Raw genomic sequence first — 26,860 nt, forward strand, 5'->3', positions numbered from 1 at the left:
TTACGAGTATGACATGAATCAGGATGAGTATTTTTCAGTCCACTGTGGGCTAACCATCAATGTAGAACTGCTCAACAAGAACCAGCAGCTTCCCGATGACTTGGCTTTCAGCCAGGAAATTCCACCACTATTTCGTGTCGCCCGTGAGTGCACAAACCTCGACGACAATATCGACCAGTCACTTGCCAAACTCACCAAGGAAGAAAGTAAGCCTCTGCTCAATTATCTGACAGCCCAGAACGATAAGATTAACTTACTGCTATCTTATGTGCTGTCACAACAAGATGATCCTGCGCACCGTTACATCACCAATACTTTTGGTGCCAGCCGACTTAGCTTTCTATCCAAGGCGGCCTACCCGGTCGGCAGCTTCGTGCGAGTTAAGCTATTTTTAGACAAGCCATCAGCAGCGGTCTATTGCTATGCCGAAGTTACCGGTTGCAAGGCCCAAGGCAAGTACTTTGAAGTCGCACTGACATACAAACGCCTGCAGGAAGATGACCGGGATCTGCTGATACGAGCAGCCCTTTACGTCCAACAAAAACTACTGCGCCAACGCGCTCAGCAGCGAACTGATACCCAATAAATACACATGAAACAGAATCTTTTACTTTCTCTTCCGTTACCGGGTAAGCAAGGAGACAGCCGATTTATCGGTAATATCTCAGGCGCAGCATTGGCGTTATCGGTTGCTGAACTTGCACAATCTCATCAGGGGCCGGTTCTGGCGGTTGTACCCGATACCCAGACGGCTCTTCGCCTGCAACCGGAGATCACCCAGTTTACTGATGTCGAAGTTAATGTTTTCCCGGACTGGGAAACCCTGCCCTACGACAACTTTTCGCCTCACCAGGATATTATCTCCGATCGCCTGTCGCGCCTGTACAGACTGCCGACCCAGAAAGATGGTGTCATCCTGGTTCCTATCAGTACTCTGCTGCAGCGACTGTCACCGCGTGAATTTATCCACCAGCATGCACTAATCGTCTCCAGCGGTGACCGCTTGTCACTTGACAAGTTACGTCTGCAACTGGAAGCCTCCGGCTACCGCCATGTTGACCAGGTGATGGAGCACGGCGAATATGCCAGCCGAGGCTCACTGCTGGATCTGTTTCCGATGGGCAGCGACAAGCCTTACCGAATTGACTTCTTCGATGATGAAATCGATTCAATCCGCCAGTTTGATCCGGAGAACCAACGTTCTACCGGAGAAATTGACAATATCCACCTGTTACCGGCCCATGAGTTTCCTACTGATGAAATCGCAGTAGAGAGCTTCCGAATGCGCTGGCGCGAACACTTTGAAGCACGCCGCGAACCTGAGTCTATTTACCAGCAGGTCAGCAAACGCACCTGGCCTGCCGGTATCGAATACTGGCAGCCTCTCTTTTTCGATCAGACCGAAACCCTGTTCGACTATCTGCCTGAAGCCAGCCTGCTTGTTACTATCGACGAGCTTGAACCCGCTGTAGACCAGTTTCTGGGCGATGCCGAATACCGCTATGACCAGCGCCGCGTAGACCCGCTACGCCCGTTGCTACCGCCTAAAGAGCTATGGCTAACCAAAGATGAAATGTTCTCTGGTTTCAAAACCTTACCGCAGGTACGGATCCGCCACGAGGCCGAACCAGAAAAAGCAGGCCGCTATAATCCGGAGCTTGAATCCGTACCGGAACTCACCATCAACCACCAGCTCAGAGAGCCGCTGGCAGAGCTACGCCGTTTCTCAGAACAGTTTGACGGCCAAATTATTTTCTCGGTTGCCTCCGAAGGCCGCCGTGAAGCCCTACTCGACCTGCTAGCCCGGATCAAACTGCGCCCGATGGTGTGCAGCAACCTGTACGAAGCGGTTTCTTCACAGTCCAAGTTTACCCTGGTTATCGGTGCCGCCGAGCAAGGCTTCATCCTGAATAAACCATCCGTTGCCTTCATCTGCGAAAGCGACCTGCTTGGCGAACGCATCGTCCAGCGTCGCCGGCGCGAAGATAAAAAATCGGTCAGCACCGACACCATCATCCGCAATCTGGCTGAACTTCAAATTGGCCAACCCGTAGTTCATATCGACCACGGTATCGGTCGCTACCAAGGCTTACAAACTCTGGAAGCCGGCGGTATTACCACCGAATACGTCACCCTGGAATATCAGGGTGGTGCCAAGTTGTATGTGCCGGTAGCGTCACTGCACCTGATCAGCCGCTACTCCGGCGGTGCGGAAGAAACGGCTCCAATCCACAAGCTTGGCGGAGAAACCTGGGCTAAAGCGCGTAAAAAAGCGGCAGAGAAAGTTCGTGACGTTGCTGCCGAGCTGCTTGATGTTTATGCCAAGCGAGAAATGAAACCAGGCCACAAATTCAAGTTAGATCGTGAAGCCTATGCGGATTTCTGTACCGGCTTCCCGTTCGAGGAAACCCATGATCAGGCATTGGCGATAAATGCCGTGCTGTCGGATATGTGCCAGGCCAAAGCCATGGATCGTCTGGTCTGCGGTGACGTCGGCTTCGGTAAGACCGAAGTAGCGATGCGTGCTGCCTTTGTGACCGCCGATAACAGCAAACAGGTAACGGTACTGGTTCCGACTACCCTGCTGGCGCAACAACACTTTGAAAACTTCCGTGACCGCTTTGCCAATACGCCGGTTCGGGTCGAGGTCCTGTCTCGATTCAAAACCGCCAAAGAACAAAAGCAAATCCTGGCTGATGTTGCCGAGGGTAAAATCGATATCCTGATCGGAACCCACAAACTGCTCAACACTTCCGTCAGCTACCATGATCTTGGCCTTCTGATCGTCGATGAAGAACATCGCTTCGGTGTTCGCCAGAAAGAGAAAATTAAGGCTATCCGTTCTGATGTCGATATCCTGACCCTAACGGCAACCCCGATCCCGCGTACCCTGAATATGGCCATGAGCGGCATGCGTGATCTGTCGATCATTGCCACACCTCCGGCCCGACGACTGGCAATCAAGACCTTTGTCCGCGAAAGCGATGACATGCTGGTTCGCGAAGCTGTCCTACGTGAAATCATGCGCGGCGGCCAGGTGTACTTCCTCCACAATGATGTCGAGTCGATTGAAAAGACGGCTGAAAATTTAGCCAAGCTGATCCCGGAAGCGCGGATCACCTTCGCTCACGGCCAAATGCGTGAACGCGAGCTGGAAAAAATCATGGGGGATTTCTACCACCAGCGTTTCAACCTGCTGGTATGTACCACCATTATCGAAACCGGTATCGATGTTCCGACAGCCAACACCATCGTCATCAACCGCGCAGATCATCTCGGCCTTGCCCAATTGCATCAGCTAAGAGGGCGTGTCGGGCGCTCACACCACCAGGCATATGCGTATCTGCTGACACCGCATCCTAAGCGAATGACCAAGGATGCAGTAAAGCGTCTGGAGGCAATTTCTTCCCTCGAAGATCTTGGAGCCGGCTTTACCCTGGCCACCCACGATCTCGAAATACGTGGTGCCGGAGAGCTGCTAGGCGATGAACAAAGTGGACAAATTCAATCCGTTGGCTTTACCCTGTTTATGGAAATGTTGGAACAGGCCGTAGAAGCGCTAAAAGAAGGTAAAGAGCCATCATTGGAAGATTTACTACGCCAGCAAACAGAAATTGAGTTACGTTTGCCAGCGTTGCTACCGGATGACTATATTCCGGATATCAATACCCGTCTGTCGCTTTACAAACGTATTGCAAGTGCAGACAGTGAAAATGCCCTGAACGAGCTTAAAGTTGAACTGATTGACCGCTTCGGTCTGTTGCCTGATGCAACAACAAACTTATTAACACTCAACAAGCTTAAACTCAAAGCGGCGGGGCTAGGCATTCGCCGTATTGAAGCCGGCGAAAAAGGCGGGTATGTTGAATTTACACAAAATGCAGCAATCGACCCCGGCTTCCTGGTCAACTTACTGCAAACGCAACCACAGCATTACCGCATGGATGGCCCGACCAAACTGAAAGTTATGGCACCAATGAGCGATCGAAAAGATCGCGTCAAGTATGTTGACGGCCTTCTAACAAAGCTTGCGGAAAACACTCTATAATTCATGGCACCAAAGTGCGGAGTATTATCTTGAAAAAACTGATTTATTTGCTGCTCTTAGCCATTAGCTGGCCGAGCCTGGCAGCACGACAATTTGATATCGAAGTGATCCTGTTCAAGCGCAATATCGAACCTGCGCAAGTCAGTGAATCCTGGCCGGATCAGCCAAAACCAATCAATCTGAAAGGCGTGATTGGCTTTGATGACGAACAAAACCTGGCAGCAAAAGGCATTACTTTGATGCCGCCCACACAATTTCAGCTGACTCCCCAGTACAACCAGCTGCAAAACCATGCCGGATTCACTCCGCTGGCGCACTTTGGCTGGCGCCAGGGAGATTTGAGCAAAGCCGTAGCTCCTAAGTTCTACATAACTGCAGGAACAGACTTTTCTTCGCAATATCTGCCTGACGGCACATCGAAAGCGGTGCTACGCCAGCGCGACGAGTTAGTTATGGAGCCTGCAGTAGAGACTGAAGTACAGGAAGAGAACGGAATTGTCGTCACAACCGATAATCCCCTTACAGAGTCAGATGCAGTTGCAACGCCAGCAGTAGAACCTGAAGCCCCGCTGTATGAACTGGAAGGAAAAATCCGCGTATACGTTCAGCACTACCTCTTCACTGAAGCCCAGCTGGATTTGCGTGAACCAAGCCGCCGTGAAGTCATTGTTGGTGCAGAGCCAATTGATATGGAGTCTGAACTACTGGCCGATGACAGCAATGTCCAAATCGGTCATTTACAAAAAGTGAAGAAAAAAGTCGAAGTAGAGGAGTTCCTTAAATCTTACCGCTTTGATCAACAACGTCGAATGCGCAGCGGTGAAACGCATTACCTGGACCACCCACTGATGGGAATGGTGATCCAGATCCGCCGTATTGACGGTTAATCTTGCATTAACAGCATATTAAGGGCTGCCAGCTGGCAGCCTTTCTTTCATTTTTATCCCCTGTCACATACACTCTTCACAGATACAACATCCTTTGGTTGCCGCTGCGTCAGCCCTCTGCCTAAGCTTTTATCGGGAAACATTCCAAGGAAAGATTGAACCGTATGAAGCCCGACTTTGAACTCACTACCTCACGACTTCTCTTTCGCCCGTATAAGAGTGCCGACCTACATGCCCTTTTTGATGCAGTCAAAACATCAATTCCACAGCTCAGCCCCTGGTTATCCTGGTGCACAGAAAGTTACGACCACGATGATGCCTACGCCTGGATCAACGCCAGCCGGAACAATTGGCAAAATGATATCAGCTACGAGCTTGCCATTTTTGACCGCCAAAGCCTGCAATTTATCGGTGCAATCTCTCTGAACAACCTATCAGAGCAACTCAACTGTGCAGAGCTTGGTTACTGGATAAAAACCGACTCTCAGCGCCAAGGCTTTGCTACTGAGGCATGCAAGGCGATTGCAAAATTCGCCTTCAGTACACTCGGGTTAACACGGTTGGAGATTGTCGTCCATACCGGTAATCTGGCCAGCCAGCGTACCGCCCTTGCCTGCAGGGCACAGTTCGAGTGTACCGCCAGAAACAAAATTTATACTTCAGGCTGCGCCTATAACGGCTTGGTCTTTTCGCTGATCCCCAGTGACTTGTAGCAAGTTAAGAAGTACCCAGTCACAGTACTTAAGAAACAACAAGAATTGAAAAGAGATATTAATTCCAGTGACTTAACAATTGGTAGGAACGCAGCGCATCAGGTAGTATTAATACTTACCTCTAGCTAAGGAACAGGTATTTATTGTGTTTAAAATCATCATTGCCGTTGTTGTTATCGGCCTTGTCATTTTCTTTATGCAACGCGTGCAAGTCAGCAAACAAGCAGCAACCGAAAACATTAAAATTGGGGAAGAGTTTCTTGCCAACAACCTGAAGCAAGAGGGGGTAAAAGTCACCGAATCAGGCCTTCAATACCTTGTTCTCCAGCCTGGCACTGGTACGGCTCACCCGAAAGCATCAGACAAAGTGACCGTTCATTATCATGGAACGCTTCTTGACGGTACCGTTTTCGACAGCTCTGTCGAACGAGGTGAATCTATCCAGTTTGGCCTGAACCAAGTAATCAAGGGCTGGACGGAAGGCCTGCAGCTGATGGTCGAAGGTGAAAAGACGCGTCTGTTTATTCCTGCAGAACTGGCTTACGGTAACCGTGCTATTGGCTCAATACCACCGGGCTCTGTACTGATTTTTGATATTGAGCTGATCAAAATTAACTAATCGCATTTAATCCCGATTAGTATTACTAAATCAGTAAATAAAAAGATCAAAAAAACCGCCAAGAATGGCGGTTTTTTTTATATCCAGATACAACTACACCATCAATGCAGTTTCAGGTTTGGTCGCAACACACGGTTAATACGGCCAACCAGCATCATCAAACCGGTTTTAAACATACCGTGAAGCGCTATCTGGTGCATTCGGTAAAGCGATATATACACAATACGCGCGATACGGCCTTCAACCATCATTGAGCCCTTGGTAAGGTTACCCATCAGGCTACCTACCGTTGAGAAACGGCTCAGTGAGACCAGTGAACCATGGTCGCTGTATACGTAAGGCTTCTGTTCACGATCTGTCATCTTAGCGACAATGTTCGAGAAGCAACGGCTTGCCATCTGGTGGGCAGCCTGCGCACGCGGAGGTACAAAACTGCCATCTTCCTGAACACAAGAAGCTAAATCACCAATTACGTAAATATCATCATCACGGGTAGTCTGGAGTGTCGGCTTCACTACCAACTGGTTAATACGGTTAGTTTCAAGGCCCGCAATTTCTTTCATAAAATCAGGCGCCTTGATACCTGCAGCCCACACCATGATCTGCGCAGGAATATGATCGCCATCTTTGGTTGTCAGACCCGTCTCATCAGCCTTGGTAACCATTGTCGCTGTGCGTACATTAACACCAAGCTTGGTCAGTTCGCTGTGAGCAGCACCGGAAATACGCGGAGGCAATGCCGGCAGAATACGCTCACCCGCCTCAACCAGATTTACGTTCAAACGAGAGCTGTCCAGATCACCAAAACCGTAATTCTGAAGCTCTTTCACTGCATTGTGCAGCTCCGCTGACAACTCAACACCGGTTGCGCCGCCGCCAACAATCGCAATATCGACTGTCTGCTGATCTTTATTGGCATGCAATTTCAGGAACTGGTTATTCATCTCAGTACGGAAACGGTGCGCCTGCTCCGGACTATCCAGGAAAATACAGTTTTCACGTACCCCCGGAGTATTGAAATCATTCGATGTCGAACCGATGGCCATCACCAGAATATCGTACTCCAGTTCACGCTCCGACATCAGCAGCTCATTTTGCTCATCATAGAGCGCCGCTAATTTAATTACCTTACGTTCACGATCGATCGACTGCAGGCTGCCCATCTGGAAATCAAACGAATGGTTCTTGGCGTGTGCTCGATAACTAAGTGCATCAACACCGGCATCCATCGAACCTGTTGCCACTTCATGCAAAAGTGGCTTCCACAAATGGCTGGCCTTACGATCTACAAGGGTAATAGAAGCACGACGCTTACGCCCCAAGGTACGACCTAACTTTGTGGCAAGCTCAAGGCCGCCCGCACCGCCACCGACTACGATAATACGTGTCACGATAACTTCCTCTTATTTTCTTAATATTTTTTGCTCTGGCCTTAATATCGATTATTCATCCATAAATCACAGATAATAATGCACTGGCAGACTGACTAATACCAAACAGAAAAATGCTCTGGGCATGACAAGACAAGCTCAGAAGACCACTGTTCAATTTAGTATTGATACAGACGGAGCGGCTCCGTCTGCGGAGGGTATAGAGGTCTTACACTGTTTCTTTAAATGCTTTTATAGTTTGTAGATGCTGTGAGATTTTTTTGAATTTATGACCCTGAGTCTCATCCCAGATAATCTTGTAATAATCTTTCAAAACATCCTTTGTGCTGCGATTATCTAACACTTCATCCTGAGTTGAAAGTATGCAGAGGCAATTACCTGTATTTTTTTTACGAAAGTCAGTTACACACTTTGTACCAATGTCGGTATATTCTTCAGGTCGGTCAATTTTCCCTTCCATGTTAGATTCAGGGTGTAAATTAGGGTTAAAAACAACCTGTTTTATCCCACACAAAAATCCAATTCGTTCAGACCAATAACCACCCAAGCCCACACCGCAAATCAACGGGTGAGGATCACTAGACTCTTCTTTCAGCTTATGCACTTCCTTTAGCAGATGCTGCATATCGTGCTTTGGGTGCAAGGTACTGTAATTGACAAAACGAACATCAGGATCGATAAATTGCAGCTGCATTACCTTTTCATGATTACCCGGGCTTGTTGAATCAAAACCATGCAAATAGATGATCATTGGTTTCCCCCTATCATTCTTCTTATTCCATTCTGAATTTAATCTAACATGTTTTATAAGGTTTAAAAGGTGAAAAGCATGACACTTAAAGCAAAAATCAGTGTAATCATGCTCACTGATTTATCAAAACTGCGATGTTTTTCCTTATATCCGTTAGCCTACGTTCAAAGTATTTGCGCTGGCCGGCGCTGAGACTGTTATTCAACCGCCGAATGACATCAAAACGACGGTTAAGGTAAAAATTCAGCTCAGCCTGGACTTTATCATTTTCAAATGCGACCAACCGTTGTAGCACCTTACTCAACTCAGCTTGAAAGTGCGGCTTCCCCCGATCTTCCATTAACAACCGCCAGTTATCCAAGAAATCAGTCCAGAAAAAGAAGAAGACAGACTCCATTTCAACCTGATAACCAGCCATTTCACTCAATAAAATTTTCTGTTTCCGGGTTAGCGAGCCAACCCAGAAAAGCGAGGCATCTTCAAGTGCCTGCGACCTTTTATTGACTTTCTGCTTGGTTGTCAGGATTGCTCGGTCTTGTCTGCGCTTCTCAATCTCACTTTTAATTTGATTGTTAAGCTGTGCAATCTGCTGGCCATCCAATTGACTCAACATAGCAGCAAGCGGCTCAGCCATCAGCGTCATCGTATCCTGACCTATGGCTGTAAACCTAAAGTGATAATCCCGAATTTGAGTATAAGTTAGCGGCTTGCCTAAATCGGGTTGAAGATCGTAGAGCAAACGATGTAGCTTAGGTAATTCCTTTCGCCGGTGAACCATCAAAGCCTTTCGCAGCTCATTATCAAAAATAAGCTCCTGCTTAGAATCCAGGTTCACAAAATCAGAGAGATAATATGGAATCCAAAAATCGAGGGTATTATAGGCAAGACGCATTGCACATCCGGCCAGTAGCAAAAAAACAGTAATGGCAACGAAAAAACGCGCCACTCTTGGGGAAATTGTTCGAAGTGTATTGCCTAGCATCCAGTTCTCCACACTCAACCTACCCCGTTCAAACAATACCCACTCAACAAGTCAATGGGATAGAGATAGTGGGTATAAATAGTGTAGACCTACGTTCTAGGGATAATACTTCCTCTCAATTACGGCCTGATGCATAAAAAAGTTCACTCAACTATCGAGGCCAACTTCAGTTGTAGTGCCTTCGCTTCCTTGATGTAACTGGTATCTTGCCAAAGCGAAGCCCCAACGAAATACCACAACATAGCCAAGTAATCAGACCAAGGTAGCCAGAATTGCACGGCTTCGCACCAACGTTTGTGATCACTATACCCTTGCAATTCACAATACGTTGAAACAGCCGAGCTAATATCAAGGCCATTGGCAGTGATAGTCAGGGTCAAATCGAGAGAAGGATCACCCGCAGCCGCATACTCCCAATCAATCACACGCTTGTTTCCATCCGGCTGACAAATAATATTGTAACGCCCCAGATCATGATGACAGCAGGTATCATCAAACCAATGGAAAAGCGTCTGTTGTTGGAAATAACGGTGGATCTGCTCTAGTTGGAGAGACTTATATTCTCGTGGGATATGCTGCCAATAATGTACGGCCTTAGCCTGCGGTTCAAGTCGCCAGCTCGGCACCGGAAAGGTATGAATCTCGGCCTGTAACTGAAGTAAATCTTGATCTGGCAATGTTTCATCAGCTGTCGAGCCGACAACCCACTCCACAAGCAGCCCTTGTTCAAGCAGAGCTAGGCTATTAGGTGCAATTGGCGAACGGTGAAGTTGTTTAAGAATATGGTGCTCTTGCCTGCGCGATAAACCAAACGCCTTAGTTGAATCGGCAGCCGGACGCCAGACAGCCTTAACGGTTTCCCCTGTCTGGCGTCTCTGTAGTTCCAGCGCCCAGCAGCGGTTACTAAGGCCGCCGCTGAGCGGTTTTGCGGAAAGTAGCTGGAACTGCGTTGAGGTAGCCAGCAAAATTGGATCAAACGTATTCACTGGCACCTCACCAAAAAGTCACTATCCGCGATTACCAGCCAAGCAGCTTCTTGGCTTCTTGCTTACGGATTTCGGTTTCATCAGCCCACTCAATCAAACCTGTTTCCAGATCCATCAGGCGCATAGTCATTTTGTAGTAAACATCTTTATCACTACCAGCCTGTTTTACAATACTCGCAAGGTTGCCGTACATCATATATTCCGCACCAACCATTTTACCAAACTGAATAGCCGTGCTCTGGTTTACCAGTTCATCATTATTCTGGAAATTAAGTTGCTTACGAACCGCTTCAACCCTAGTCATATCCACAAAGCGGAACTTACCAGAGTTAAGTAGGCGAGTACTAACTGAGTCTGTAATTGACTCAGTATCAATGTGCTCGCTCGTCTTATTCTTGATGCTATCAACAACAATAATTGGTCGATTGCCGTTGCCGGTAATATAAGCGACAGAACCAGACGACAACATGCTGTCTGTCATCTCTTCAGCAATTTTTTGCAGATCAGTCGAACCAAACTCGATGGTGGTCGTTTCTGCTTCCTGCGCATCACCGTAGCTGACTTTCTGCGCACAACCACCCATTAATGCTGCTACACTTAGTAATGCAATTACGCTTTTCTTCATCTTATTACCTTTTATTACAATCGTCGCAATTTCGTTCAAAGTCGTTGCCAGAACGGAATCTCATTAATAATCCGCCTCACGGATATAAATACGGTACTGTGTAGCCTGAGGCTTTTTCGCCACAGCTTGCAGCGTCATCGAATCTTTGCCATGCAAGACAAATTGGCGCCAGGGGCTATCACTTCCTTCCACTTCCAATCCCTGAGCATCGTACCAATAGAAGCGATATTGCAGCTTCATATCTGAATTTATCTTACTGGTAACCGGTACACCGGCCTTCATCAAACCATTTACATTCACCACGGCTGCTTTTTCTATAGCAAGGCGGCTGGCCAACGAAGAGTTTCCAATCACTACATTTTGGTTACTGCTTTCAATACTGATTCCGGATGTTGCAGTTGTACAGGCAGACAGCACCAATGCGAACAGCAAAACAGAAAGATGTTTCATTATTAGTTTCCTCCCAATAATACCGACCACCAGCTTTGCTGGTTGCCCTGTCGTGAAACCCAAACCATGGTTGTTCGTCCCGCAAGAACCTTTATATCCAATTGTCGGCCGTTCCAGCCAACCTGATGAGATCCTGCTTTCAGATCAGTGTGATACACACTGACTGACGATGGCAAAGATTGCCAACTCCGGGTATCCGGCTGCTCTGTCAGGGTATTAAAGACATTGGCCAGCAGATTGCCGACATCATTGCCCCCCTTAGCCGCGGATTTTCTCACCTCATTTTTTGCCACCACGCGCAATGCCTGGCGAACAATAATAGCCGGCAACTCTTCGTTCAGACTGCCCTTGGCCATTTCATCAATATTAGCCAGCTCGCTACTACGAACCGCCTGATTATTCAGCATCAATGGACTCAAACGCGGAGTCACCGCATTACGGTAATACGGCAAAGCCAGGTTGTACATCACCCCATTGCCATGGCTGTCCGGCAGCCACAAGGGTAAACGCCAGCCGTCACGCGCCTGAACAACCCCCTGCTCATCAAAAATCACCAACCGGCCGGTTCCACGTGCAGCCTGTTCATATTTACCGTAACGCGCTTCCAGCGTTCTGCGATCCTCATTCATCTGCATCCGGGTTGCTAACCGCAAAACAGTATTAGCGATATAGGTATTACCCGGAGCTACAGCCAGTGCCCGTTTGTAATCGATATAGGCACTGTTCAAATCCCCGTCGGCCTCATATAACACCCCCGACAGGTAAAACAGGTAACCATTCTGTACATCAGAAAGTTGTTTTCCGGCATCCGGATAACGGGCCAGTACAGCCCCCAAATTCTGGCTTAGCCCATTACTTCTGGCATCCCGTGCAGCACGATTAAGTTCTGCTTCCCGGTTCTTCCGTGCCATTTCCTGCACCTGATTTGCGCGGCGCACCTCGACCAGCGCTCCCTCCAAATCCTTCTGATGAATATAATTAAGCGCGAGATAAAGGTGCAAAAAGCCAAGCTCATAGTCTGCTGGCTGATAGGTGATCATATTATCATTGGTCAGCAATGCACCCGCCTGGCTAACCCCGTCTGATATCTGGATGGTAGCCTGGCGCTGCTGCTCCTTCACCGCCATATCAGCTTCTTGCAAGGCAGAAAAACTACTCGGGTACTGCCCGGCAACAAAATTAACGCGCCCACGCTCCATACCATCAAGGATTTCTCCTGCCGGAGCATCCGGTAGCGCATCCACAGCCTGGGAATAACTTCCCTGCAGCAGTGCATTATGAACATCCGCATTAGCTGCACTATAGTGACTGAACAGGCTTTGAGCCGATAAATTGGCACAAGCCGTCATACTCAAAGACAGCACCAGCACTGCGGCACGTTTTAGCATCGTGTTAATAACTCAATCTCTATACAAAAAAGCCTGAGTGCCTATGGTTCAGACACTTCAGTTACTACCTGTCAAACAAAGCCTGTAACCGGCTGAAAAACATAATCCACTCAGACCTGACTCTGCAATATTAGTTCCCACCTATTACGGTGAAACTCAATTGCCTTATCCGATTAGCATTGGGCCAAGCGGACGACCTCCAAGAAGGTGCATATGAATATGGTAAACTTCCTGACCACCATACGGGTTGCAGTTAACAATCACACGATAGCCGTCTTCTGCGATGCCTTCTTTTTCTGCCAGCTTACGTGCAACCGTAAACAGGCGCCCCATCATCGCCTCATCCTCAACTTCTACGTCATTCAGCGTTGGAATAAGCTTGTTCGGAATGATTAAGATATGGCTTGGCGCACGAGGGTTGATATCACGAAACGCGGTTACTAAATCATCCTGATAAAGGATGTCTGCAGGAATTTCCTTACGAATAATTTTACTGAAGATGGTTTCTTCTGCCATTTCTCATGCTCCATAGTGTTCTTAAGTCTAAGGCTGTGCCTTAACTCAGGAGTATGCGCCAGTCTGATTCACAGAGCAATATTGAACACCGTTTTAAACCAACTTTCCAGTGAAATTTTCATTAGTTAAGTTTTTTTTGATGCAACCGTCAAAGTATGTAGCAATAGGTTTCAATTAATATCAAGCGCTATCACTCAGTGCCGATAACTAATAGCAAGGTGGTATGTGAGTCAATTTTGTCATTTTTGATGTGCTTTTTTTGCCGCTGAAAATTACAAGCTCGCACTTTGTACGCAAGCAAATAACATAACAACAGCTTCGTATTAATGTACTTCTGTGAGACTGCTGTCGCTCACATTTGGTGTTATTTAGGGATATTATGAAGACTACGAAACACACCTCAGTTATACGACGAATGTACACTGGGTTTGCGGTAATGGTTTTACTCTTTGCCGCAACAATTTATCTGATGCTTGACGGAACCAATCGCATCCACCACCAACTGGAAACAGTAACAGCCGATGCGCTTCCGTTGGTTTCCATGTCCAACCAAACCAGCGTCAGACTTTTCGCCGCCGATAAAATCTTCAAAGATTTTCTTACCAGTCAAAATCCCGAGCGGATGGCAACCTATGAAGGTAACTTTAGCCAGGCCCACGAAGTATTTATTGAAGCACTCGATCAGCTGGTCAAAACCGCCAACGGTAATCAAGCCCTAAGTGCCAACCTCAGTGAATTAATCGCTCTGGAAGGACGTTACTTCCGCGAAGCCCATACCGCGATGAGCAACTACCGTAGCCAATTGCTTGCTCAAGAAGAGCGGTTAAAATCAGCACGCCGATTCCAGCAGCTTCATAACGAGCTGAATATAAGGATGAAAGAGTACGTTGAAGACCAAGAGAGTATCTCGGTCAAGATGATGGCAAAAAACTACTTCGTCAAACTGCGCCAAACCGAGACCATCACCTCTGATGCCCTGGCAACAGACGACATTGCACTTATCGAAAAGGCGGTAAAAGGCAATAAGCGTTATGTTAACCACCTCAATAACGCCTACCGCTCGCTGTCTTCCATGATCCCCGAGCTCAAACCAATATTCGACAAATCCATAGACCAATACACCCTGGATATCGGCAAATCCGGAGGGGTACTGGATGCTCATTTCCGCTATATCGATACCCGTAATCAGCTTTATGACAATATCGCCAGACTGGCAGCTGATATCGATCAGGCAACCAACTTGCTCGATACTTTCCGCACCCAAGCCAACAAGCATATGGACAAAGCCATTACTAATGCCGACAAGGCTTATAGTCGTGGCCTTAGTAATGCCATCCTTATCGGTATTGCTGTCACCCTATTTGCGGTATTCATTGGTTGGTATCTTGCGCAAAGTGTTCGCAAGCCTCTCGAATCGACACTGGTAACATTAGAAGCATTAACCAATGGGGATATGACCAAGCGCAGTGACCTTAGCCAGTTTATCGAATTCAACAAACTCAACCATCATATCAACACGTTGGCTGACAACCTTCAGGAAGTACTGGGCAAACTCAGCCAAGCGTCAGGTGAGCTGACTGCCGTTGCCGAAGAAAATCAGTCCACCACCTCACAAGCCAAGCACAGGCTTAATGAACAGCGCCAGCAAACCGCCTCTGTCGCCACGGCAATGACCGAGATGGAACAATCTGTCACCGATGTCTCGCACAGTGCTCAAAATACGATGGAACGGGTAAACGAAGTCGAGCAAGCTTCAAATACCGGTCGTGAGGTAATGAGCCGCAACATCAACACTGCGCACCAATTATCTGAACGACTTGATGAATCAGTCCATGCCGTATCGAAACTGCAAGAAATGAGCAGCAACATAGGCACAATACTTGATGTGATCCGCAATATCGCAGATCAAACCAACCTGCTGGCACTCAATGCTGCAATCGAGGCTGCGCGAGCCGGAGACCAAGGCAGAGGCTTTGCTGTCGTTGCCGACGAAGTACGGGTACTAGCCAAGCGCACAACTGACTCGACTGCTGAAATTGAAAGCATGATCCAGCGCCTACAATCCAGCTCAGGTCAGGCCGTATCAGTTATGCAGGGTTGCGTCAGTGAGATGGAAAACAGCATCAACCAGGCTTCTGATGCCAATCGCACGATGGAAGAGATTAAGACAATTATCATGACAATAAGCCAAATGAGCTCACAGATCGCTCAAGCAGCTGAAGAGCAGCGCAGCACCACAGCATCCATCGCCCGTAGCCTGGAAGATATCAGCCTGATTGCTGATTCCAACTACAGCTCTATGGAGGAAGTTGCCGAAGCCAGCAATAAACTAGATGACTTGGCTCACCAGCAAAATGATCTGGTGCAGCGATTCAAGCTTTAAAGAAGAGACGTGATAACTCAGGCCCTGGGTATACAATTCCTGGGGTCTTTCATACCCTATCTTTTATCATTAATTTCCCTGCCACACCTGCAAACGATTGCCCTTTTAATCATCAATCAGATACATTGTTGGATATTTGACCTTTACTTACGAAAACTATGCTTTTAGAATCGGGCAAATTTTTTGGGAGGGAAGCATTATGACGACTATTACGATCACACGCCCAGATGACTGGCACACGCATTTACGTGATGGCGAAGTATTAAAAGATACTGTTCGCGACATCAGTCAGTATATGGGGCGGGCTATCATCATGCCGAATCTGGTTCCACCGGTCACCGATACTGACGCAGCTCTTGCCTACCGCGATCGTATCCTTGCCGAAAAGCCCCAAGGCAATTTCTCTCCTTTGATGACCCTCTACCTCACCGACAACACCTCCCCCGACGAAATTCACAAAGCTAAAGCAACCGGCCATATCTACGCTGCTAAGCTATACCCTGCCGGTGCAACTACCAATTCAGACTCTGGTGTTACTTCTATCGACAAGCTACTGCCAACACTGGCAACAATGGAAGAAGTAGGAATGCCACTGCTAATCCACGGCGAAGTAACTACGCATGATGTCGATATTTTCGACCGTGAAAAAGCGTTCCTGGAAACTGTCCTTACACCTATCGTCGAGAAAATGCCCAACCTAAAAATTGTCGTTGAGCATATCACCACCAAAGATGCGGTCGAGTTTGTCTTAAATGCCGGATCAAATGTGGCAGCAACAATCACTGCGCACCACTTACTTTTCAACCGCAACCACATGCTGGTTGGCGGGATCCGTCCACATTTCTACTGCCTGCCAATTCTCAAGCGCAATACCCACCAGCAGGCGCTCGTTGAAGCGGCAACCAGTGGTAGCCCTAAGTTCTTCCTGGGTACAGACTCAGCACCACACGCCAAAGGCCGCAAAGAATCGGCATGCGGCTGTGCCGGCTCTTATACCGCCCATGCAGCCATTGAGCTGTATGCCGAAGTCTTCGAACAAGCCGGTGCACTCGACAAGCTTGAAGCTTTCGCCAGCTTTAACGGTCCGGACTTCTACGGCCTGCCACGTAATACCGATACCATTACGCTGACTAAGGAAAACTGGACCGTACCGGAAGCCATGTCTTTCGGTAGCGATGTTGTCGTCCCTATCCGTGCTGGCGAACAAATTAATTGGAAAGTGGTTTAACCCGACAATCCAAGACAGATTAAGCGGTAAAAAGTCAGACTAACTAATATCTGTCTCTTATACATAAAACATCAGCTAATCAACTGAAGAAACTGTATAAGAGACAGCATCACAATTGAATTCGACAAATATTAAACACTGTTGGTAACGCATTTTTGGTAACGCATTTTTGATGACGCTTTATTTATAAACCACTCAATTAAAGCAAGTGAAATAAGAATCACTTATACCACCTAACCTCTGATTATATCCAACGACACTATTTTATAAATAATCTGCACTCTCAATCGAGGTTTAAGGCAGTTAATTTCTGCCAGCCTTACAAAATAACGGAAATTGCCAAAAAGCACCTATACCCTCTTTGACATATTTTATTTAGCTTGTCTGTAATTTATATCAAGCTTTGAGTGCCATATAAAACTAACCAGTTGAAAAATCATTACAATTACAAGCCAAATCAAGAAAATAGCATTTTAATATATCAAATATCCTTAGCTTTAAATCAAAGCCATAGCACTACGATAACCACCCCAAAGGCATTAAAAACAACGTTAATTAGCTTCATTATATTGAGCTCATCTTTTTCAATTAAAAGCAGGGGATAAATCAATCTAATTGATACACGGTAAATTATCATGTATTTCATCACAATCAATGACAATAAACATCTCAAAATAACAAGTCCACCCTAACATTAAATTGCGATTCGAAATTTTTGTTAAGGATGACTTAATATGAACATATCAAACGTATCAAACGTATCAAACGTATCAATAAGGAATAAACTGTTATTTGGAAACGCCGTAACAGCAACTATTTTGTTAATACTGCTGACTATTGTCTGGAATTCCATAACGACCATGAGTGCTACAGATAAAATGGTGGAGCACACCTATAAGGTCATTGAACATTCCAACGGGCTGGTTAATGCCATGGTTGATCAAGAAACGGGGTTACGAGGTTTTGCTATCGGCGGCCAAGATGACTATCTGGAGCCCTATATCAACGGGAAAATAATGTTCCAGGAGCACCTGATAACTGTTAAACAACTCACGAGTGACAACCCTGTTCAGCAAAAACGATTTGACGCTGTCGCAAAAGATGCAGCCAGCTGGGAAAGCTATGCAGAAAAACTGATAGCACTCAGACAAAATATCCGAGAGGGAGAACGCTCTAATCAGTCACTAAAGAAACTGATTGCATCCGGTATCGGCAAACAAAAAATGGATGGAATACGTTCAGAAATTGCCTTAGGCAAATACGGTCAGAACGGGGATGATATCCTTGAGGCCATAATCAATATGGAAACCGGGCTGCGAGGCTTTATGCTCAACAGGAAAACTGAGTTTTTAGCCCCATATATTAATGGTAAGGACATCATATCAAACCTTTTGCCATCAATCCAAGGAACCAAACTAGCCAGTGACATCAACGGCTGGATCAACAACTACGCAGAAAAAGCCATTGCAATGGTTCATGATGCGGATCAATTCAAGGGAATGGATAATCTCTATTTAGAGCTTTCCCAAAAAAAAGGAAAGCTCTATATGGACGGATTGCGCGAAAAAATTGCCACTATCGTCGGAGTCGAAAAAGAATTGATGATAGAGCGACAAAATGCAGCCGAAGAATCCGCCTCACTGGCGAACAACGTGATTCTGTTTGGCGGGCTGCTTACAATCTTGCTCTCTTTCGGGTTCGGAATGTTAATTTCAAACAGTATTACAACCCCTATAGGTCGTGCTGTCGATGCCGCCAAGCGGCTTGCCCAAGGTGATCTGACCATTCAAATAGAACATGGTGGTAAGAATGAAGTTGGAGTCTTACTAACAGCCCTGCAAACCACCGCCGATAGCCTTCAAAAAATCATTGGTAACATGGCCTGTGCCAGTGAACGCCTGAATAATGCTTCAAATCACCTAAGCTCTACCACCTCAAGTACCAGTGAGGGGGTTCGCGAACAACTGAACATCACTGATCAGGTGGTTGTCGCCATGAACCAAATGTCAATCTCGGTACAGGAAGTTGCACAGAATGCAGTTCAGGCAGCGCAGTTTGCCAACGAAGCCAATAGCGAAGCCCAAACAGGTATTCAGGTAGTTCAAGATACGGTTGAAAGCATCAACACATTAGAAAAGGAAATCAGTAATACTTCCGCCAGGCTCGGAGGTCTGGCACAAGAAACGGAGAACATTGGTAGTATCCTTGACGTAATCCGAAGCATTGCTGATCAAACTAACCTCTTGGCCCTTAACGCCGCTATCGAGGCTGCCCGTGCGGGTGAACAGGGACGAGGGTTTGCAGTTGTCGCCGATGAAGTCCGTGGGCTTGCCAAGCGCACTCAAGACTCAACCTCAGAGATACAGGTATTAATTGAGCACCTTCAACAGGGTACCCGTGAAGTCGTATCTAGCATGAAAATAAGTAACGATTTTGTTCAGTCCAGTGTAGAAAAAGTTGGTAAATCCGGCGATACGTTCACAGTCATCACCGACGTGATAGCCAAAATTAACGATATGAACACACAAAATGCCAACGCATCTGAAGAACAAAGTGTAACCGCTGAACAGATCAATCAAAATATGGTCGAAGTCAACAAGATCTCCCAACAAAGTGCTGCTGATGCTGAGAATACGGTAGAGTCCAGTAATGATCTGGCTACTCTATCCACAACACTGCAGGGGATCGTAGGCCAATTCAAAATGTAATTTCAAAGCCAGCACTACAACATTAATCAATACGATCAAACAGAGTGAATTCATACCCGACTTATCGATTATATTTAAATATTCCCCCAGCCATTAAAAATCCCCTGCCACCTGTCAGGGGATTTTAACATCAAAAACAATTAATTACGCTTCGGCTGGTAACACCACTGAGTGGAACATACGATACAGCACAGGCACCACTATCAGTGTCAGTACTGTGGCAAAGCCCAGGCCAAACATAATCGTCACAGCCATTGGCTTGAAAAAGACATCCGGCAATAGTGGGATCATACCCAAAATTGTGGTCACGGCCGCCATACAGACAGGGCGAACACGACTTACAGCGGCATCAACAACAGCCTGATATTTCTCCTTACCACTGCTGATCTCAATTTCAATCTGATCCAACAGAACAATACCATTTTTGACCAGCATCCCGGACAGGCTGAGAAAACCAAGCAGCGCCATAAAGCCAAATGGCGTATTCAGCGCCAACAAGCCAGTTGTTACCCCAATAACTGCCAACGGAACCGTCGCCCACACAATCAGGGCTTCCTTCACCTTATTGAACAGGAAGATAGTAATTAGGAACATAAACAGGTAGCCCATCGGCATCGTCTGGAATAACGATGCTTTCGCATCAGCCGATGATTCATACTCCCCGCCCCACTCCAGCGAATAGCCAGGAGGGAATTCCAAAGACTCAATTTGCGATTGGATCCGCTTCTGTACCGTCGCAGCCGTTTCTTCACCCAGCGGGTTTGGATCCGCCATCACTGTCAGCATTCGCTTACGGTTCTTACGTACAATCAATGGGTCTTCCCAACGGATGTTCACCCCGTTGATCACCTGCTGCAACGGAATATAACCCGCGGTTGCCGGACTCCAGATCTTCATCCCTTCAATCGTTGTTACGTCCACACGCTCTTCATCCGGCAAACGCGCAACAATCGGCATCAGGTTCGTACCATCACGATAAATACCTACAGTCAGCCCGGAGAAAGACATCTGAAGCAGCTCATCAACATCTTTTTTAGTGATCCCGTAACGGCGCGCCTGGCTTTCATTGAAAATCGGCTCCAGCACCTTATTACGTTCACGCCAGTCATGGCGAATATTGAACGCACCAGGATCAGCATTCATGATATCGACCACCTGCTTAGCCAAGCCGCGAAGTATAGTCGGATCCGGACCGACAAGACGGGCCTCAATCTTAGCACCGGAAGATGGACCAAGCATGATTTGCTTGAGTTTGTATTCCAGTTCAGGGTGTTGAATGTCCAACACTTTACTGAATTCAGTCATCACCGGAATAACATCCTCAAAGGACTTCACCCGGATAATAAGCTCACCATAAGACGAATAACTCTTCTCTGGTGAGTAAGTCAGCATGAAGCGCTGAGAACCCTTGCCAGCACTGGAACTAACATAAGTTACGTTCTCATTCTGGCTGACAACTTTTTCCAGCTCACTCAGCGTATCGTTAGTCGCCCGAATATCCGTCCCCTCCGGTAACCAGACATCCACCATAAACATCGGAGTCGTTGAAGCAGGGAAGAAAGACTGCTTAAGCTGTGTAAATCCAAACAAACTGGCGCCTAGCATGGCAATAAGCACAATCACTGTCAGCCAGGCACGGCGCATACAGAATTCCAGAAATGCCTTGTAACCTACAAACAACTTGCCGGCATAAGGATCTGCATTTTCATCATCACCACCAACCTTTGCCTTTTTGAAGAAAAGATCAGAGAAAAACGGCGTTAACGAAATAGCGGTAAACCAACTCAACATCAGAGAAACAAGCAGTACTGTAAACAGCGTTCGGCAGTACTCACCGGTAGAATCCTGTGATAGTCCGATTGGAGCAAAAGCCATAACCGCAATGACGGTCGCGCCCAACAGCGGCCACTTGGTCTGGGTAACAATATCGGAAGCGGCCTGCATCCGGGTTCTGCCCTTCTGCATCCCGATCAAGACCCCTTCAACAACGACGATGGCATTATCCACCAACATCCCGAGGGCTATAACCAAGGCCCCTAACGATATCCGCTGGAGATCAATTGCCATCCATTTCATGAAGACAAATGTACCCAGCACAGTCAGAAGCAAGATTAAGCCAATAAGCACACCTGAACGCAGCCCCATAAAGAACAGCAAGACAATGATAACAATCGCCACAGCCTGGCCAAGGCTTACCACAAATCCACTGACTGATTTATCTACCTCCGTTGGCTGGCTGTAAACCGCTCCAATATCAATCCCTACCGGCTGCTGCTCTTTCAGTTCAGCCAAGCGTCGTTCGACACGCTTGCCCGCTTCAACCACGTTAATGCCGGATACAAACGAAATACCGACATTCAAGGCTCGCTTACCGTTATAACTCACCAAGTTGGACGGAATTTCCTTAAAACCACGCTTAATATCTGCGACGTCACGCAAGTAAATCAGCCCTGCGGCACCGCTTTCGGTAATGATCAAATCACCGAGTTCGTCCACATCCTGAAATTCACCAGTAGGGTGAACACGGATATACTCATTCCCGATTCGCACCGCACCAGCGCTTGTCACCAGGTTCTGAGTCTGTAAGGTGTTATAGATTGTTTGAGGCGAGATCCCCAAGCTACTCAGACGCTGCATCGATATTTCGATAAATACCTGCTCTTGCTGCCCCCCAGTTACAGAAACCTTGCCAACGCCATCAATCAGCTCAAGTTCACGGCGCAGATAGTCAACGTAATCATTCAACTCTTTATAGGAATAACCATCACCGGTAATTGCCAACAAAATACCAAATACATCGCCAAAATCATCGATCACCTGAGGTTCTTGTACCCCCGGTGACAAACTTGGTTTTAAATCGTTAACCTTACGACGAAGTTCATCCCAAATCTGAGGTAAATCATCCGGACCATAATTGTTTTTCATAGTCACGGTGATCTGAGATAGCCCCCGGCTAGAGATAGAGTTAACCTCATCCACATAAGGCAGTTGCTGGATCTCTTTCTCTATCGGGTATGTAACCTCTTCCTCAACCTGAAGCGGCGTTGCCCCCGGGTAAGCAGTCACAACCATCGCATCTTTAATGGTAAAGGCCGGATCTTCTAGACGCCCAAGCCCGAAGAAGGACATAGTTCCGCCAATCAGAAAGATCAGCGTCATCATCCAGCTGATCACCTTATTCTTAATAAAGTAGGCTGCAATATCCTGTTTCATCTTATTCAGCCTCCCGAGTCACAACATTCACCTCTTGTCCTTCTCGTAAACGGTTACCGCCTTCAGTCACAATCACTTCCCCTTCATCAAGGCCAGCACGCAACCGTACACCATCAGGCACCACTTTATCGGTAACGACTTTACGCTTGCTGACGGTATTGTTGTCATTGAGGATCCAGACAAACTTACTTTCCATGGACAATGCATCGCCATCTTCATTAAAAATGGCTCCGAATGGAATAACAGGCTCACCCGAACGGTAAATATTGAGCTTCTGGGCATCAACTCTCACTTCAACCGCCATCCCGTCCAGGATGAACTGCCTTCTTGGCATAGGCATTGTCAAGGTCACCAAAAATGAACCCAGTTCAGGATCAGGCTCTGTTGTATATTCCTTTAAAAAAGCTCGGAATTCAGCACCGTCATTTAAAACAACTCTGGCTCCCGGCCTAGACTTTTCTATCTCTACCGGTGTGCTCTGAGAATAAATCATATCCGGAGCCTGAATCAGAATATCGACCATATCGGTGCTGTGAATATTCATAATCGCCTGTCCAATCTGAACATTCTCAAACTGTTCAACCGGCACCCTGGAAATCACACCGTCAAACGGCGCCTTGAGTTCGGTAAACGTCAGGCGTAACTTAGTCAATTTCAGTTTTGCTAAAGCAATTCGACGCTGGGCTTTCAGCTCATCAAATTGTGACTGAGCCAAAAAACCCTTCTCAACCAACTTGGAAGAGCGACGATATTGGCTATCGCTCACATTAAACTTGGCTTGGGCATCATCAACTTCAAGTTTGTAATCAGTAGGTTCTAACCTGGCTAGCAGCTGGCCGCGTTTTACCCTGTCGCCCGGTTTCACATAGATATGGGTCACTTCACCAGGGATACGAAACGACAAACTGGATTTATCCGCTGCTGCAGCCACTGCCGGAAAAGTCAGCTTAGGCGCACTTTTCGCCAGCTTGACCGCAGTCACACTCACTGGCGCAACAATCACCCTTTCATCTACGGCCTTTTGCTCGCAGCCTTGAAGCCCAAGTAACAGTCCCAACAGAACCGGAGCCATAAATTTTTTCTTCATTTTATAATCCCCGCTCCTTAACCCAAGCTCTGACTTTTTGTCCTTCCTGCAGTTCTTCAACACCAGAAGTTGCAATCTGGTCACCATCATTCAAACCTTCGACCACCCGCCTGTCATCATCCAGCACAACTTTGGACTTATGCACAACGCCCTGCTCATCAACGCGCCAGACATAACTGTCCTCACCTTCACGGATAATGGCTCGTTCAGGAACTGCACCTGCCGAACCACGAGGTATGGCAATACGAACCTGTCCGGCCATCCCGGGTAACAAGTTGTAGCCTTTAGGTTTTTCCATCGACAAAGTCACTTTATAACTTGAAGTTTTGGCATCCGCTTCAGTGTCAATTTCCTTAAACTGGGCATCAAATTTTTTATCAGTGATAGTGTCGAAAGTTACTATTGGGCGAGAATCATATTTTCCTTGATAACGGGCCAGAAGCTGTTCAGGTAACTGAAAGGTAACATTGATCAGGCCGGCACTCTGAATATGCATTACCGGCGCTTTTGCGGCGACATATTCATAGTTTTCAACCAGTGAAAGAGAAAGGCTACCGTCATAAGGTGCCGTCAGTGTGGCATAACCAAGATTTGCTTTGGCTTTATCAAGAGAAGCTTTGGCCTGATTCAAAGATGCCTTGGATTGGTCATAATCCAACTCAGAAACCACATTTGTTTTGCGTAGCTCTTTATTTCGTTTGAACTGAACATACGCTAGGGCGTAGTTCGCCTGTGCCTGCTCCACCAGCAACTCAAGCTCGTCTGTTTTCAGACTCGCCAGCTTTTGTCCCCGATTCACCCGTTGACCAGGAAAAACATCAACGGTTTCCAGTTGCCCTGAAACCCGAAACGCAAGAACGGCTTTATCTCCCGCCTCAACGGTGGCAGGAAAAGTCCGGTAGGTCTCATTATTTCCCACAGAAACAGTCCGGAGTTTAACCGGCCTGGAATCAGGCTCCAGTATTTCCGCCTGCTTTTCGCCACACCCAGACAGGAACAAGCAGGCAAATACCATGGCTAATAGCGCGCGTCCCATACAAACCCTCTATTTTATTATTCATTTTGCTTTTGACTTTAAGCACAATCCATTCTTTGGCTTACCAATCATCACCTGAAGGCAATACTTATCCGTAAGGTAATATTGTAGCCAATAAAATCGTACGAAAAGCCAACAAACCACTAAAAAGAAAGAAAAACAATTAATTAAGCACAAACGCGGAACAATACCAATCCATTCGGTTATTGACGAGTACATCAGAACAAGTTTCAGATAAAATCAGAACAAGACAGATCTAAGAAAAAATAAAAAAATATAAAAAAGGAGCCCGGAGGCTCCTTTCATTAATCATTGGGAACTAAACCTTAGCTAAGCTTAGCCATCAAGTTCGGCAATCTTAACTTTCCATGTATCAGGGCCGGTTTGGTGCGCATTCGAACCATCGGCATCTACGGCTACTGTTACCGGCATATCTTCTACTTCAAATTCGTAGATAGCTTCCATACCGAGGTCTTCAAAAGCAACCACGCGCGCCTTCTTAATTGCCTTGGCAACCAGGTAAGCCGCACCACCGACCGCCATCAGGTAAACGGCTTTGTGTTCTTTGATTGACTCAATAGCAGCAGGACCACGTTCGGCTTTACCAATCATACCTGTCAGGCCAGCCTGACCCAGCATCATATCGGTAAACTTATCCATTCGAGTCGATGTCGTAGGACCCGCAGGACCGACAACCTCATCACCCACAGCATCAACCGGGCCAACGTAGTAGATAAAGCGATTATTGAAATCAACAGGGAAATCTTCCCCTTTTGCCAACATATCCTGAATCCGCTTGTGAGCAGCATCGCGGCCAGTCAGAATTTTACCTGACAGCAGCAACGTTTCACCTGACTTCCACTGTTGAACATCTTCTTTGGTGACTTCATCAACATTGACGCGGCGGACACTCTCGCCCACCTCCCAAGTCACTTCCGGCCAGTCTTCCAACTTAGGTGGTACCAGCTCGGCAGGGCCTGTACCATCAAGAGTAAAGTGCACGTGGCGGGTTGCCGCACAGTTCGGAATCATACATACCGGCTTAGAAGCTGCGTGAGTTGGAGCAGTCTTGATCTTCACATCCAGGACTGTTGTCAAGCCACCCAGGCCCTGAGCACCGATGCCAAGTTTGTTAACACGATTATAGATATCAAGACGCAGCTTTTCGTCAGCACTTTGCGCACCACGTTCCTGGAGCTCATGGATATCAACAGACTCCATCAAAGATTCTTTAGCCAGCACTGCCGCTTTTTCTGCAGTACCGCCAATACCAATACCCAGCATACCTGGCGGGCACCAGCCTGCCCCCATTAGGGGAACTGTCTTCTCAACCCACTCAGCCACATCGTCTGAAGGATTCAGCATTACCATCTTGGTTTTGTTCTCAGAACCACCACCCTTAGCAGCTAGCTGAACCTCTACTTTGTCACCGGGAACCATTTCAACATGTACAACAGCCGGTGCATTATCACGAGTATTTTTGCGGCTACCAGCGGGGTCTGCAACAACAGAAGCTCGTAGCGGATTATCCGGATTGGTGTAAGCCAGGCGCACACCTTCATCAATCATTTCTTGTACGGTCAGATCACTGTCCCACTGCACATTCATACCAATCTTCACAAAGCAAGTAACGATACCGGTATCCTGGCAAATTGGACGACGGCCTTCTGCCGACATACGAGAGTTTATTAAGATCTGAGCGATGGCATCTTTCGCCGCCTTGCTTTGCTCTTTGTCGTAGGCTTTTTTCAATGCCTGGACAAAGTCCAGCGGGTGGTAATAAGAAATGTATTGTAGCGCGTCTGCAACACTACTAATCACATCATGTTTGCGGATGACGGTCATAATT

The 26,860-nt window shown here is 47.1% G+C and carries 20 protein-coding genes; 8 read left to right on the forward strand and 12 right to left on the reverse strand.

What is annotated here, in order from left to right; genetic code table 11:
- Positions 1 to 13: 13 nt before the first annotated feature.
- The 5 genes from Q0852_RS11685 to Q0852_RS11705 all read left to right on the forward strand — a co-directional run bounded on the left by Q0852_RS11685 (position 14) and on the right by Q0852_RS11705 (position 6,267).
- A complete protein-coding gene (locus Q0852_RS11685) occupies positions 14 to 586 on the forward strand; it encodes a PilZ domain-containing protein (protein WP_299018199.1) in 573 nt (190 codons plus the stop codon).
- A 6-nt stretch (positions 587 to 592) separates the two neighbouring features.
- Positions 593 to 4,048 carry a transcription-repair coupling factor gene (gene mfd / locus Q0852_RS11690; RefSeq protein WP_299018200.1) on the forward strand — a complete coding sequence of 1,152 codons (3,456 nt, stop codon included), beginning with the start codon at positions 593 to 595 and terminating at the stop codon, positions 4,046 to 4,048.
- Between the two features lie 29 nt (positions 4,049 to 4,077).
- Positions 4,078 to 4,935, forward strand: a complete 858-nt coding sequence (locus Q0852_RS11695) for a peptidoglycan binding protein CsiV (RefSeq protein ID WP_299018201.1) — start codon at positions 4,078 to 4,080, stop codon at positions 4,933 to 4,935.
- Between the two features lie 164 nt (positions 4,936 to 5,099).
- Complete coding sequence (locus Q0852_RS11700) at positions 5,100 to 5,648, forward strand: GNAT family N-acetyltransferase (RefSeq protein ID WP_299018202.1); 549 nt, start codon at positions 5,100 to 5,102, stop codon at positions 5,646 to 5,648.
- A gap of 196 nt (positions 5,649 to 5,844) precedes the next feature.
- Entirely contained in the window at positions 5,845 to 6,267 is a 423-nt protein-coding gene (locus Q0852_RS11705; RefSeq protein ID WP_299018280.1) for an FKBP-type peptidyl-prolyl cis-trans isomerase, read from the forward strand.
- A 101-nt stretch (positions 6,268 to 6,368) separates the two neighbouring features.
- On the opposite strand, the gene Q0852_RS11710 is transcribed toward Q0852_RS11705, so the two are convergent.
- The 8 genes from Q0852_RS11710 to hinT all read right to left on the reverse strand — a co-directional run bounded on the left by Q0852_RS11710 (position 6,369) and on the right by hinT (position 13,356).
- A complete protein-coding gene (locus Q0852_RS11710) occupies positions 6,369 to 7,658 on the reverse strand; it encodes an NAD(P)/FAD-dependent oxidoreductase (protein ID WP_299018203.1) in 1,290 nt (429 codons plus the stop codon).
- A gap of 208 nt (positions 7,659 to 7,866) precedes the next feature.
- The gene (gene ycfP / locus Q0852_RS11715) at positions 7,867 to 8,409 is read right to left on the reverse strand and encodes an alpha/beta hydrolase YcfP (protein ID WP_299018204.1); all 543 of its coding nucleotides are present in this window, start codon (positions 8,407 to 8,409) and stop codon (positions 7,867 to 7,869) included.
- Positions 8,410 to 8,521: 112 nt separating this feature from the next.
- Positions 8,522 to 9,391, reverse strand: coding sequence for a DUF6279 family lipoprotein (locus Q0852_RS11720; RefSeq protein ID WP_299018205.1), 870 nt, complete (start codon positions 9,389 to 9,391; stop codon positions 8,522 to 8,524).
- Between the two features lie 143 nt (positions 9,392 to 9,534).
- On the reverse strand, positions 9,535 to 10,377 hold the full coding sequence (locus tag Q0852_RS11725; protein ID WP_299018206.1) for a phosphotransferase: 843 nt from the start codon (positions 10,375 to 10,377) through the stop codon (positions 9,535 to 9,537).
- A gap of 31 nt (positions 10,378 to 10,408) precedes the next feature.
- Positions 10,409 to 11,002 carry a penicillin-binding protein activator LpoB gene (gene lpoB / locus Q0852_RS11730; RefSeq protein WP_299018207.1) on the reverse strand — a complete coding sequence of 198 codons (594 nt, stop codon included), beginning with the start codon at positions 11,000 to 11,002 and terminating at the stop codon, positions 10,409 to 10,411.
- A 63-nt stretch (positions 11,003 to 11,065) separates the two neighbouring features.
- Entirely contained in the window at positions 11,066 to 11,452 is a 387-nt protein-coding gene (locus Q0852_RS11735) for a YcfL family protein (protein WP_299018208.1), read from the reverse strand.
- Between the two features lie 2 nt (positions 11,453 to 11,454).
- Positions 11,455 to 12,840, reverse strand: coding sequence for a hypothetical protein (locus Q0852_RS11740; RefSeq protein WP_299018209.1), 1,386 nt, complete (start codon positions 12,838 to 12,840; stop codon positions 11,455 to 11,457).
- A gap of 165 nt (positions 12,841 to 13,005) precedes the next feature.
- On the reverse strand, positions 13,006 to 13,356 hold the full coding sequence (hinT, locus tag Q0852_RS11745) for a purine nucleoside phosphoramidase (RefSeq protein ID WP_299018210.1): 351 nt from the start codon (positions 13,354 to 13,356) through the stop codon (positions 13,006 to 13,008).
- A gap of 379 nt (positions 13,357 to 13,735) precedes the next feature.
- Between hinT and Q0852_RS11750 the strand changes: the two genes are divergently transcribed.
- The 3 genes from Q0852_RS11750 to Q0852_RS11760 all read left to right on the forward strand — a co-directional run bounded on the left by Q0852_RS11750 (position 13,736) and on the right by Q0852_RS11760 (position 19,675).
- Entirely contained in the window at positions 13,736 to 15,739 is a 2,004-nt protein-coding gene (locus Q0852_RS11750; RefSeq protein WP_299018211.1) for a methyl-accepting chemotaxis protein, read from the forward strand.
- A 199-nt stretch (positions 15,740 to 15,938) separates the two neighbouring features.
- Positions 15,939 to 16,967 carry a dihydroorotase gene (gene pyrC / locus Q0852_RS11755; RefSeq protein WP_299018212.1) on the forward strand — a complete coding sequence of 343 codons (1,029 nt, stop codon included), beginning with the start codon at positions 15,939 to 15,941 and terminating at the stop codon, positions 16,965 to 16,967.
- Between the two features lie 860 nt (positions 16,968 to 17,827).
- Positions 17,828 to 19,675, forward strand: coding sequence for a CHASE3 domain-containing protein (locus tag Q0852_RS11760; RefSeq protein WP_299018213.1), 1,848 nt, complete (start codon positions 17,828 to 17,830; stop codon positions 19,673 to 19,675).
- Positions 19,676 to 19,819: 144 nt separating this feature from the next.
- On the opposite strand, the gene Q0852_RS11765 is transcribed toward Q0852_RS11760, so the two are convergent.
- The 4 genes from Q0852_RS11765 to Q0852_RS11780 form a co-directional block, all read right to left on the reverse strand.
- Positions 19,820 to 22,888 (reverse strand): efflux RND transporter permease subunit, encoded by a 3,069-nt coding sequence (locus Q0852_RS11765; protein WP_299018214.1) that lies wholly within the window; start codon positions 22,886 to 22,888, stop codon positions 19,820 to 19,822.
- Between the two features lies 1 nt (position 22,889).
- Positions 22,890 to 23,975 (reverse strand): efflux RND transporter periplasmic adaptor subunit, encoded by a 1,086-nt coding sequence (locus Q0852_RS11770; protein WP_299018215.1) that lies wholly within the window; start codon positions 23,973 to 23,975, stop codon positions 22,890 to 22,892.
- Position 23,976: 1 nt separating this feature from the next.
- Positions 23,977 to 25,011 carry an efflux RND transporter periplasmic adaptor subunit gene (locus Q0852_RS11775; RefSeq protein ID WP_299018216.1) on the reverse strand — a complete coding sequence of 345 codons (1,035 nt, stop codon included), beginning with the start codon at positions 25,009 to 25,011 and terminating at the stop codon, positions 23,977 to 23,979.
- Between the two features lie 336 nt (positions 25,012 to 25,347).
- Positions 25,348 to 26,856, reverse strand: coding sequence for a fumarate hydratase (locus Q0852_RS11780; RefSeq protein ID WP_299018217.1), 1,509 nt, complete (start codon positions 26,854 to 26,856; stop codon positions 25,348 to 25,350).
- Between the last annotated feature and the right edge of the window lie 4 nt (positions 26,857 to 26,860).

The sequence above is a fragment of the uncultured Photobacterium sp. genome (genome assembly GCF_947502415.1).
Taxonomy (GTDB): domain Bacteria; phylum Pseudomonadota; class Gammaproteobacteria; order Enterobacterales; family Vibrionaceae; genus Photobacterium.

Excerpts from the sequence above, each read along its gene's own strand:
- Q0852_RS11685 (WP_299018199.1), top strand. The coding sequence starts at position 14 with ATGAATCAGGATGAGTATTTTTCAGTCCACTGTGGGCTAACCATCAAT.
- Q0852_RS11780 (WP_299018217.1), bottom strand. The coding sequence starts at position 26,856 with ATGACCGTCATCCGCAAACATGATGTGATTAGTAGTGTTGCAGACGCG.
- Q0852_RS11750 (WP_299018211.1), top strand. The coding sequence starts at position 13,736 with ATGAAGACTACGAAACACACCTCAGTTATACGACGAATGTACACTGGG.
- mfd (WP_299018200.1), top strand. The coding sequence starts at position 593 with ATGAAACAGAATCTTTTACTTTCTCTTCCGTTACCGGGTAAGCAAGGA.
- Q0852_RS11775 (WP_299018216.1), bottom strand. The coding sequence starts at position 25,011 with ATGGGACGCGCGCTATTAGCCATGGTATTTGCCTGCTTGTTCCTGTCT.
- Q0852_RS11705 (WP_299018280.1), top strand. The coding sequence starts at position 5,845 with ATGCAACGCGTGCAAGTCAGCAAACAAGCAGCAACCGAAAACATTAAA.
- ycfP (WP_299018204.1), bottom strand. The coding sequence starts at position 8,409 with ATGATCATCTATTTGCATGGTTTTGATTCAACAAGCCCGGGTAATCAT.
- lpoB (WP_299018207.1), bottom strand. The coding sequence starts at position 11,002 with ATGAAGAAAAGCGTAATTGCATTACTAAGTGTAGCAGCATTAATGGGT.
- Q0852_RS11735 (WP_299018208.1), bottom strand. The coding sequence starts at position 11,452 with ATGAAACATCTTTCTGTTTTGCTGTTCGCATTGGTGCTGTCTGCCTGT.
- hinT (WP_299018210.1), bottom strand. The coding sequence starts at position 13,356 with ATGGCAGAAGAAACCATCTTCAGTAAAATTATTCGTAAGGAAATTCCT.
- Q0852_RS11770 (WP_299018215.1), bottom strand. The coding sequence starts at position 23,975 with ATGAAGAAAAAATTTATGGCTCCGGTTCTGTTGGGACTGTTACTTGGG.
- Q0852_RS11700 (WP_299018202.1), top strand. The coding sequence starts at position 5,100 with ATGAAGCCCGACTTTGAACTCACTACCTCACGACTTCTCTTTCGCCCG.
- Q0852_RS11740 (WP_299018209.1), bottom strand. The coding sequence starts at position 12,840 with ATGCTAAAACGTGCCGCAGTGCTGGTGCTGTCTTTGAGTATGACGGCT.
- Q0852_RS11760 (WP_299018213.1), top strand. The coding sequence starts at position 17,828 with ATGAGTGCTACAGATAAAATGGTGGAGCACACCTATAAGGTCATTGAA.
- pyrC (WP_299018212.1), top strand. The coding sequence starts at position 15,939 with ATGACGACTATTACGATCACACGCCCAGATGACTGGCACACGCATTTA.
- Q0852_RS11720 (WP_299018205.1), bottom strand. The coding sequence starts at position 9,391 with ATGCTAGGCAATACACTTCGAACAATTTCCCCAAGAGTGGCGCGTTTT.
- Q0852_RS11765 (WP_299018214.1), bottom strand. The coding sequence starts at position 22,888 with ATGAAACAGGATATTGCAGCCTACTTTATTAAGAATAAGGTGATCAGC.